The organism is Kitasatospora sp. NRRL B-11411, from assembly GCF_000721345.1.
In the GTDB taxonomy this organism is placed as follows: Bacteria; Actinomycetota; Actinomycetes; order Streptomycetales; family Streptomycetaceae; genus Kitasatospora; species Kitasatospora cineracea.
Genome location: NZ_JOGH01000172.1, coordinates 1 through 9,704, shown reverse-complemented (window position 1 = coordinate 9,704; position 9,704 = coordinate 1). Strand labels below are relative to the sequence as shown.

Annotated in this window: 10 protein-coding genes; 6 read left to right on the top strand and 4 right to left on the bottom strand. The window is 70.2% G+C overall.

Features of this window, described 5'->3' with window-relative positions; all coding sequences use genetic code 11:
• Nucleotides 1–1,414, top strand: a 1,414-nt coding sequence (locus tag IH44_RS0137090) for an AMP-binding protein (protein ID WP_157852597.1), incomplete at its 5' end; no start/stop codon positions are given.
• A gap of 33 nt (nucleotides 1,415–1,447) precedes the next feature.
• Nucleotides 1,448–1,681 carry a phosphopantetheine-binding protein gene (locus tag IH44_RS0137085; RefSeq protein ID WP_030464246.1) on the top strand — a complete coding sequence of 78 codons (234 nt, stop codon included), beginning with the start codon at nucleotides 1,448–1,450 and terminating at the stop codon, nucleotides 1,679–1,681.
• 84 nt (nucleotides 1,682–1,765) lie between these two features.
• Here IH44_RS0137085 and IH44_RS0137080 read toward each other — a convergent pair whose 3' ends face one another.
• Both IH44_RS0137080 and IH44_RS0137075 read right to left on the bottom strand, forming a co-directional pair.
• Entirely contained in the window at nucleotides 1,766–3,019 is a 1,254-nt protein-coding gene (locus IH44_RS0137080; protein WP_030464245.1) for a ParB/RepB/Spo0J family partition protein, read from the bottom strand.
• A complete protein-coding gene (locus tag IH44_RS0137075) occupies nucleotides 3,016–4,170 on the bottom strand; it encodes a ParA family protein (RefSeq protein WP_030464244.1) in 1,155 nt (384 codons plus the stop codon). The genes IH44_RS0137080 and IH44_RS0137075 overlap by 4 nt, the downstream gene beginning before the upstream one ends.
• Nucleotides 4,171–5,179: 1,009 nt before the next feature.
• On the opposite strand from IH44_RS0137075, the gene IH44_RS0137070 reads away from it, so the two are divergent.
• Together IH44_RS0137070 and IH44_RS0137065 are read left to right on the top strand one after the other, a co-directional pair.
• The gene (locus IH44_RS0137070; RefSeq protein ID WP_030464243.1) at nucleotides 5,180–5,785 is read left to right on the top strand and encodes a replication/maintenance protein RepL; all 606 of its coding nucleotides are present in this window, start codon (nucleotides 5,180–5,182) and stop codon (nucleotides 5,783–5,785) included.
• Between the two features lie 10 nt (nucleotides 5,786–5,795).
• The gene (locus IH44_RS0137065) at nucleotides 5,796–6,200 is read left to right on the top strand and encodes a hypothetical protein (protein ID WP_051818099.1); all 405 of its coding nucleotides are present in this window, start codon (nucleotides 5,796–5,798) and stop codon (nucleotides 6,198–6,200) included.
• A 16-nt stretch (nucleotides 6,201–6,216) separates the two neighbouring features.
• Here IH44_RS0137065 and IH44_RS0137060 read toward each other — a convergent pair whose 3' ends face one another.
• Complete coding sequence (locus tag IH44_RS0137060; RefSeq protein ID WP_030464241.1) at nucleotides 6,217–6,780, bottom strand: dihydrofolate reductase family protein; 564 nt, start codon at nucleotides 6,778–6,780, stop codon at nucleotides 6,217–6,219.
• A gap of 57 nt (nucleotides 6,781–6,837) precedes the next feature.
• On the bottom strand, nucleotides 6,838–7,782 hold the full coding sequence (locus tag IH44_RS0137055) for a sigma-70 family RNA polymerase sigma factor (protein WP_030464240.1): 945 nt from the start codon (nucleotides 7,780–7,782) through the stop codon (nucleotides 6,838–6,840).
• Nucleotides 7,783–8,341: 559 nt separating this feature from the next.
• Between IH44_RS0137055 and IH44_RS46985 the strand changes: the two genes are divergently transcribed.
• Nucleotides 8,342–8,944: a replication/maintenance protein RepL gene (locus tag IH44_RS46985; RefSeq protein ID WP_157852596.1), complete on the top strand. Its 603-nt coding sequence runs from the start codon at nucleotides 8,342–8,344 to the stop codon at nucleotides 8,942–8,944.
• Nucleotides 8,938–9,318, top strand: a complete 381-nt coding sequence (locus tag IH44_RS0137040; protein ID WP_051818097.1) for a MarR family transcriptional regulator — start codon at nucleotides 8,938–8,940, stop codon at nucleotides 9,316–9,318. Before IH44_RS46985 ends, IH44_RS0137040 begins: the two co-directional genes overlap by 7 nt.
• Nucleotides 9,319–9,704 lie beyond the last annotated feature (386 nt).

The following is a 9,704-nucleotide window of genomic DNA, read 5'->3' as shown; positions in this document are numbered from 1 at the left end:
CCCCACCGCCCTCCACCCCACCGCCCCTCCCGCCACCGCGCTCCCCACGCTCCCGGACGACGCTCCCGCCTACCTCATCTACACCTCCGGCTCCACCGGCCGCCCCAAGGGCGTGGTCGTCCCGCACCGCAACGTCCTGGCCCTCATGCGCGCCACCGCCCCCGGCCTCGGCCTCGGCCCGGACCAGGTCTGGAGCTGGTTCCACTCGGTGGCCTTCGACTTCTCCGTCTGGGAGATCTGGGGCTGCCTCACCACCGGCGGTCGCCTGGTCGTCGTCGGCGAGGAGGCCCGCACCTGCGCCGCCGACTTCACCGCGCTGATCCTCGCCGAGGGCATCACCGTGCTGTCCCAGACCCCGACCGCGTTCGCCGGCTTGATGGGCACCCTGCTCGCCGCGGCCGGCACCCTGCCGGTCCGCACCGTCGTGTTCGGCGGCGAACGCCTGGACACCCGCGGACTCCTGCCGTGGCTGGAGCTGCTCCCCCCGCCCGCGTGCCGGCTGGTCAACATGTTCGGCATCACCGAGACCACCGTCCACGTCACCTGGCAACTGGTCGGCCGCGCCGAGGCCCTGGACGGCTCCCCGTCGGTCGGCCACCCGCTGCCGGGCTGGAACGTCCAGGTGGTGGACCGCGACCGCCGCCCGCTGCCCCCGGGCGAGAGCGGCGAGATCGCGGTCGGCGGCGCCGGCCTCGCCACCGGCTACTGGAACCGCCCCGACCTCACTGCGGAACGCTTCGCCCCCTGCCCGGTGACCGGCAGCCGCCGGTACTACTCGGGCGACCTGGGCCGGCTGCTGCCCGACGGCCGCCTGGAACACCTGGGTCGGCTGGACGAGCAGGTGAAGCTGCGCGGCTTCCGGATCGAACTCGGCGACATCCGCTCCGCCCTGCTCGGCGACGACAGCATCGCCGCGGCCGCGGTCGTCCTGCACCGCCCGGTCCCCGGCGACAGCGCGCTCGACCGCCTCGACGCCTACGTCGTCGCCGAGCCCGGCCGCGAGGAGACCGCCCGCACCGTCCGCGCCCGCCTGACCGACCTGCTGCCCGACTACATGCTCCCCGCCACGGTGACCCTGCTGCCCGCCCTCCCGCTCACCGCCAACGGCAAGCTCGACACCACCGCCCTGCCCCGGCCGGCCACCACCCCCGCCGCTCCCCCGATGTTGTCCGCGGACAACACCGCCCCCGAGACCGACGGCACCGCACGCCTGGTGCACGACAGCTGGTCCCGGGTCCTCGGCGCCCCCGCGGGCCCGGACGTGAACTTCTTCGACGCGGGCGGCAACTCCCTGCTCGCCGCCCGGCTCGCCGCGCACCTGCGCACCGCCGGCCTGGCCCACACCCGGATCAAGGACGTCCTGCTCGCACCGACCCCCGCCGCCCTGACCAGACGCCTCACCCCCACCACCTGAACACCACCGGACCCGATCGGGGAACCCACCACCATGCAGACCACCGACACCCTGGCCCGCACCGTGCACGAGACCTGGGCCGCCGCCCTGGGCCACGACCGCTTCACCGACGACGACTACTTCTTCTCCGTCGGCGGCACCTCACTGAGCGCCCTGAAGGTCGCCGCCCGCCTCACCGCGGCCCTCGGCCGCCAGGTCCCGGTCCGCCTGATCTTCACCTGCCAGACGGTCTCCGCCCTCACCGCCGCCCTGGCCCAACCGAACTGACCCCACCGCCGGAGGAACCCGAAGGGGTGCCCCCGCCGACCGGCAGGAGCACCCCGATGTTGTCCGCGGACAACATTCCCCGCATCACACCTCTGCGTACAGCACCTCCAGCAGGGCAGTGAACCCCTCGTCGTCCAACCCGGCCCGAAGCGTCGCCGCCTGCTCCGCAGGAGTCGCCCCCAGCGCACGCACCAACTCGGCAGCCACCACCCCCGCCCCGGACCCGGTGTTGTCCGCGGACAACACCGACCCAGCCCCGGCACCCCCGGACACCACCCCCGCCGACTCCCCGGCGATGTTGTCCGCGGACAACATCCGCCCCGCCCCTCCCGTGTTGTCCGCGGACAACACGGCACCCGACTCAGCACCCGACTCGGCACCGCCGTCCGCCCCACCGGTCATCCGCTGCTCCGGGATGTTGTCCGCGGACAACATCCCGCCCTCCCCAGCAGACCGCCCGCCGGCCCCGACGGACTGTCCGGACGCCCGCCGCCCGGTCCCGGTGTTGTCCGCGGACAACACCGGGGGAGCGGACCGGATGTTGTCCGCGGACAACACCTGACCCCGGGCCGCTTCCAGCACGTCCTTCGTCTGCTGCCGCCGGTCCTTCTCCTCCGCCTTCAACTGCTCGGCCAGGACCAGCAGCTGCGGAGCCCCGAGCGACGGATCCTCCTTGAGCGCCCGGGCCAGCCGCCGGGCGTACCGCTCGGCCAGCGCCCCCGCGACCAACTGCTCCTGGATCTCGGCGGGCAGCGTGAGCAGCGCGATCTGGTTGCCCACCCAGGAACGGTCCCGGCCGCGCCGGCGGGCCACCTCGGCGGCGTTGCCGTCGCAGGCGCGGAGCAGGTCGTTCAGGCCGTGGGCCCGCTCGATGACGTTGAAGTCCTGGCGCTCGTCGTTCTCGAGCATCAGGTAGTCGATGAAGTCCGCCCGGCTGGTGGCCAGGTCGTCGCGGACCACGAAGTCGAGCTGCTCCAGGCCGACCCGCAGCGCCGAGCGGTAACGGCGCTCGCCGTTGAGCAGGACCCACCCGGCGTCACCGATCCCGCTCCCGTGGTCGGGCCACAGCGCGAGGTAGGCCTCGCGGGTGACGGCGACACAGGCGGTGGTCTGCTTGCGGGCCAGGCTCTGGCCGAGGGCCTCCTGCTCCTCCTCGGTCCCGAAGTACCGGCGCGGGTTGACCAGGCTGGGCCGGACCTTGGCGAGCTCCAGCCGCTGGAGCTCGTAGTCCGGGATGGACCCCTCGGCCACGGCCTTCGCCCGTCCCCGCTCGCTGCGGGGCCGGGCGACGGCGCCGAAGCTGCTGCCGCCACCGAGGCGGTCTGCTGCGCGGGTCATGCGGTGATCCTCCGGGCGATCTCGCGCATGACGTCGGCCTGCTCGCTGTCGGGCGCGTGGGAGAGAAGCGGCTTCTTGACGCGGACTGCCTCGCGCTGGTCCTTGAGGTCGTTGACCACCGCGATGACAGCGGGTTCCTCTATGGCCTTCCACTGCTCCAGCGCCGAGGTCACCACGAACCCCTTGCGCGGGTCGTAGAGGTTGACCACGAACCCGAAGTCGTGGATGTCGGCGTCGAGGTCGTCGCAGAGCGACTCGATCTGCTCGCGCAGCAGGATGTAGGCGTCCGCGGAGGAGTCCTCGGCCTGAACCGGGATCAGCAGCCCGGAGCGGCCCCGCGGTTCGCCCTCACGGGTCCGGGCGTAGTAGAGCGCGTTGTCCATCGCGTAGCCGAGGCTGGGAGGGCAGTCGACGATCACCACGTCGAACTCCCGCTCCACCGCGGCCAGCGCCTTCTCCAGCGCGGTCTCCTTCACCCGGACGTCCCGGGAGGTGACCAGCTTGGCGTCGAGCAGGAAGGCGTCGGTGCAGGCGGGCAGCACCAGCAGCCGCCCCTCGAAGGCGTCCCCGGGCACCTCGACGAGCAGCTCGCGCAGATCGCTCGAACGCTCGCCGGTCATGTTCTTCGCCAGGCTGTCGCCCTTGATCGGCAACGGGCTGATGCCGAGCTGCAGGGTCAGGTGGCTCTGCGGGTCGAAGTCCACGATCAGCACCCGGTGGCCGGCCTCGGCCAGCGCCTGGGCCACCCCGCTGGAGATCGCGGTCTTGCCCACGCCGCCCTTCTGGTTGGCGACGACGATCCGCTGCGGCCCGGTCGGCAGCCGCACCGGCCGGGGCCGCGGGTTCGCGTCGAGCCAGAGCCGGATCGCCTGCGCGAGGCCCTGGTTGTAGGGCACTTCGCGCTGGAGGCAGGTCACCCGGAAGGTCTTGTACAGGTCCGAGGGCACGTAGGTGGAGAAGGAACTGCTGGAGGAGGTGTCGATCGGACTCAACGGCTCACTCGCGTCGAGCCACATCCGGATGCCGACCGTGACGGCGTCCTGGATGTCGACCCCGGCGGTCGCGGCGCGGATCTTCAATTCGCGGCGCAGCGTGGCAGGCAGTTTGGTAACCACCTTGTCTCGCCCGTCCGCCGAAGTATCGGTGCTCATGCGGGGAGTTTACTAACCCACACTCAAAAGTCACGCAGGCCCACCCCACCCATTGCGCACCTTTCTGACGAAATGCCAGATTCCTCACCACGTTGTCCGCGGACAACATCCCGCCAACCCCCCTCCCTCACCCTTCCCACCCCACCCACTCCACCGACCCCCCACCCGGCCTCCAGCACCCCGCCTCCAACCTCCGGACCCGTGCCGCTCCCGCCGCCCTGGCGGAGGCCCACACCCACCCTCCCCACCGCGACGGTCCCCTCACTGCGTTGGTCACGAAAGTCCGGCTGCCGCCGGACCCGGGCCCGGGGGGCCCTTTCCGCGCCCTCCGGATCGAAGCGGTGACCGCAGTCCCGGGCCGGGCCAGGCGCCAACTCCCGTTGCACACACAGCCGTTGACGTACCGCGCCCCGCCGTGGCCGGGGTCCGAACCAGCCGCTCCGCCCAGAACCAGATGTCCTCGACCGGGGACAGTGGAGGGCCTGCGCGACACCCCGCCTCTTTATTAAGAGGGCCCGGCCCGAATATGGCCTCTGACCTGCTGGTTTGAAAACTGCAATGTCCGGTCCTATTGGACACTAGAGGGGTCGAAGTGTCCCGTGACTGGGGACACTTGGGGCAAAACTTTCAGGTAGCTGCAAGTTTTTCCGGCCGCCGACCCTCCTTCCCCGGCCGCCGACCCTCGAGATGGGCTCCGCGCGGCACAGCAAAGTGACCAAGGACAGGGACACTTTCGGCCTTTGTGTCGCCAATATCTGTCGCAACTTGCAGGTCATGGCAAGTTTTCTTGTGGCGGACGGCAAGTTCGACCCGAACTCGGGGGTCCTCCTGATCACGCGGTCAGCACCTTGAAAAGTTGCGGATACCTGCAAGAATCCCTTCGAAAGGTGCCGCCGCCGCGACCGTGCCGCGCCCCGAGGACAGGAGTTCGCGACTCACACCGGCAAAACTTCGAGCTATCCGCAAGTTCCGCTAATGTCGTGCCGACAACCCGTCCCAGGAGGCACCCGTGCGAGCAGAACGCCGGACCGGTCCCGCCGGAGCACCACCCCAGCTCAGGCCGATCCGATCCGCAGCCGAGTCCGAGCTCGTCAGCCTGCTCGACCGCTTCGGCGAACAGCTCGCCATGGACATCGCCACGCAGCCCGCCGGGGCCGCCGTGGCCGCCGTCGACGAAGTCACCGTCAAGTTCCGCCCCCGCCGCGCCGCCCACGACATGGCCGGCTCCATGGGCTACTCGCTGACCAGCAACTGGTTCATGGCCAAGGTCCTGGCCCGGTGCATCGTCGCCCACCGGCTCAGCCCGGTCGAAGTCGCCGTCCTGCTGCACATGATGGGCTCGCAGAACCGCGGCCAGCTCAAGCAGACCCAGGTCCAGATGGCCAACGAGATCGGCGCCGCCCGCACCAGCGTCAACTCCGCGATCAGCCGGCTGTGCGAACTCAACTACATCCGCCGGCACAAGCAGCGCGGCCTGTACGACATCAACCCCCGTCTGTGCTTCCGCGGCAACGGCGACGAACAGAACGGCGTCCTCGCCCACGTCCGCGCGGAGAAACTCGCCTCGGAGTTCCCCGATACCATCGGTCCTGACGACTTCGCCCGCGAAAGCTGAGGAGGACCCCATGGAGATCACCCCCTCCGGCGTGCTCGGCATGATCCCCCGTCTGAAGCTGACCCCCTCCGCGACCGCAGTCCTCGGCATCATGTCCGAACTGCAGCAGCCCGGCGGCGAGGTCCGCCACAGCCAGGTCGAGATGGCCGAGCACCTCGGCCTCGCCGAATCCGCCGTCAGCCGGGGCATGAAGTGCCTCGTCGCCCGCCACCTCGTCCTGCGCAGCGGCGACGGCCGGGGCCACAGCTACCGCCTGCACCCCTTCATCGCCAAGTACCGCTCCCAGGCCGAGATGGAAGCCGCCCTCCGCGAAGCCGCCCTGGACGTCCGCGAAGGCCGCCTCCCCGACATCGCCGCGCCCCTCTACCGCAAGCAGCCCCCCCGCCCGGGCCGCCCCAACCTGGTAGCCGTCTGACCCCCGCAGCGAGCGGTCACCGGGTGGCCCTGCGATAGCGGGCCAGGACGGCGGCACCGACCCGCTCGGCGGAGAGGCACTCCAACTCCGCGGGCGGACTGTCGGCCGGGAAGAGCCGCCGCCCGGTGCCGAGGACGGTGGGGAAGGTCAGCAGCCGGTACTCGTCGACCAGGTCCGCGGCCCTGAGCCGGTCCACGACGCTCAGGCTCCCGGTGACGACCACGTCCCGCCGCTCGCGCCCGACGGCGTCGACCAGGTCGCCCTCCAGCAGCCGGGAGTTCGCCCACCCCGACGTGTCGGCGCGGCTCAGGGTGCGGGAGGCGACCAGCTTCGGGACGGCGTTCATCCGCGCGGCGAACGGGTCGTCCCGGCCCGGCCACAGCCCCGCGAACAGCTGCCAGGTGGTGCGCCCGAGCAGCAGCACCCCCTCGTCCAGCGTCCGGCCGAGCCGGAACTTGTCCCCGGCGACCGCCTCCGGGCCGTGCCGGAACGCCCAGCCGCCCCACGGCGTGCCGGCGGACCCGTCCGGGTCGGACACGACCCCGTCCAGGGTGGTGAACTCGATGACGATGACGCTCACGATGAGGATCCCTTCGATTCGGTGCTCACCAGTACGTACCGGCGGCACCGCCCCGACTCATCGCCCCCGGCGCAACTCGCCCGCAGGAATCTCCCCCGGCAGCCCGAAGGCGTCGAAGACCCGCGGATCGGCGAACACGACGTTGCGCGCGATCCGCCCGCCGTCGACGGTGAGCACCTGCAGGGTGTGCAACCGGTGCCCGCCACCGGGCCCCGGCACGTACGCGGCGAGCGCGGGCTGCCCGCCCGCGGTGAGCTCCCGCATGCCCCAGCCCGTGCCGCGCATCCGGAACACCCGCTCGATGAACCGGCCGTAGTCCCGGCTTCCCCGGTACCACAACGGCACCGGCGGCATCTCCAGCACCGCGTCATCGGCCAGCAACCGCACCAGCGCAGGCACGTCCGCCGCCTCGAACGCCCGCACGTACCGCTGGACGACCGCCCGCACCTGCGGATCGTCCGGTTCCGCCACCGCACCGGCACCACCCACCCCGACCCCGACGAGGGCGGCCCGGGCCCGCTGCAACGCACTGTTCACCGCCGCGACCGTGGTCCCCAACTGCTCGGCCACCTCGGCAGCGGTGAATGCCAGCACCTCACGCAGCACCAACACCGCCCGCTGCCGCGCCGGCAGCACCTGCACCGCCGCCACCCACGCGAGCCGCAGATCGCCCCTGACCTCCACATCGAACCGGGCATCGGGAAACGGCTCCAGCCAAGGCACGTCCAACGCTGGCCGCAACGGCGCCTCAGGATGCCCGCTGGGCACCCCCAGCCCCGAAGGCAACGGCCGCCGCCCCCGCCCCTCCAACGCCGTCAGACACACATTGGTCGCGATCCGGTACAACCAGGTCCGCACCCCCGCCCGCGCCGGATCGTACCGATCACGAGCCTTCCAAGCCCGCAACAACGTTTCCTGCACCAGATCCTCGGCCTCGTGCACCGACCCCACCATCCGGTAGCAGAACGCCACCAACTCACCCCGGTACGGCTCGAAATCCACAACCCCATCATGCCGCCCCCACCCCGCAGCCCCTCACCAGCCCGACAACCATCGTCGCCGCATCCCCGCCACCGACCACGAGGGCGAGCCCCCCGTCAACAGGCACGGGAAGGGCCCCCAGGGCCCGGTTCCGGCGGCAGCCGGAATCCCGTGACTCACGCAGTAACCCCGCCCCCGGACACCCGCAGATCCGGACCAACCCCGGCCCGGGCGGCGGAAGCGGCACGGCGGTCCTTTTTATATAAGAGGGCCCAGCGTCAAACCATGCCCTGACCTGCGAGCTTGGAAAATCAAAGGTATAGCTGGCACGACACTACGGCAGGCCAAGTGTCACTGGAGGCCGACACTTCGGGCCAATGTTTCGCAGCATTGCGAAACATTGTGCCCCGCGAGTCAGAAGCAACCGCGTCAGCCCGATCGGGCTGCCCTGGAGCGTGTCCTTCGCAGCCAGAGCAGCCGTAAGCGCTCCGTGACCTGTGTTTCGCAGCCAAGCGCAGAATGCTTCGCACTGCTGCGAAGAACATGTAGCGTTGTGCTGACATGAGAGGCGGTCACGGCTTTGGTACGAGCGCAGGGCGAACCAACAGGTCAGGGCTCACAGCAGCAGATCCGTCAGGCTGAGCTTCGACCAGCAGGAGCACAGAACCAACGTGACCTTGCCGCCGAGATCGTTCACAGCTACGCGGGCCAACTTCCCGGCGGCGTCTACGAAGCACGTACCCGTTTCTACCGACGCGCACCTCATGAGGTCCTCGGGGCTGACGGGTACGCACTCCTGAGCCGCTACTTCGCGCGCTACGTCCTACCCAAGGCGCTGATGTCGGGCGAGATGACGAAGCTCCAGTGCGCGGTGCTGTCGAACATCGTCGGTCGGGCCGAGCGAGGTGTTGCGAACGCCATCCAGCGCGAGATCGCCGACGAGATCGGCACCAGCCGTTCCAACGTCAGTCCGGCGCTCAAGCACCTTGCAGCCCGGAACTACATTCGCAGCGTCGGCCGTGGCCTTTGGCAGCTCAACCCCCTCATCGCCTACAAGGGCAACGGTGACGAGCAGCAGAGATTCCTGGCGGAACTCCGAGCGCTCGCCCTGGAGAACGGCTTTCCTGACATCATCGGACTGGTGGTAGTCCAGAACGAGGCGAAGGAGTCGCCGACATGCTGATGGTCACCGACCTGTTCGGACTCCTACGGCGCTTGGAACTCACCCCGACCGCCACCAACGTCCTGTCCGTCATGGTGGAGCGGCAGGATCCCGGCGGGGCCGTGCCGATCACGCAGCAGGACATTGCCGAGGAACTGCAGATCCTCCCCTCCGTCGTGAGCCGCGGCATGACCCTCCTGGTAGAGCGGGGTCTCGTCCTGCGCAAGGGCTACCGTTACCGACTCCACCCAGCCATCGCCGGCTACAACTCCGAACTGGAGATGCAAGCGGCAATGGCCCGGGCCGCTCGAGAAGGCGTGCCGCCCATTCTGATCCCCGACTACCAGACAACCCCACCCAAGGCCGGCCGCTCCCGGCTTCGTGCCGTCGGCTGAGCGAGAAAAGCTCCACCTTGATGGCCTGGGGGTTTCCCCAGGCCCATCTGCCGAGCAGCACCAGCAGCGATCGTCAGGGCAATCCCAGCTCAGTAGGCCGACATCCCGACGGCCGAGCTCGCTGCGTTTGCCCCTCGGCTGTAGGCCATGCTTTTCCCGAAGGCGGGTGTGCCGTCTGTCCGGTCGTAGTTGACGTCTGACGGGCATCCGGTGCTGGTTGTCTCCGCCTGCCCCGCTCGCCCGGTGCTCGCTACGGACGGCTGGGCCGCCCTCGATGCCACCCACTGCTGTCTGCTGCTTTGTGGGTGGCACGGGCCATGGGTGTGGTAGGTCGGTGGTTGGCTGGGTGGCTGTGTTGTTGGGCTGGGGGTTGATGGGTTGGTTGA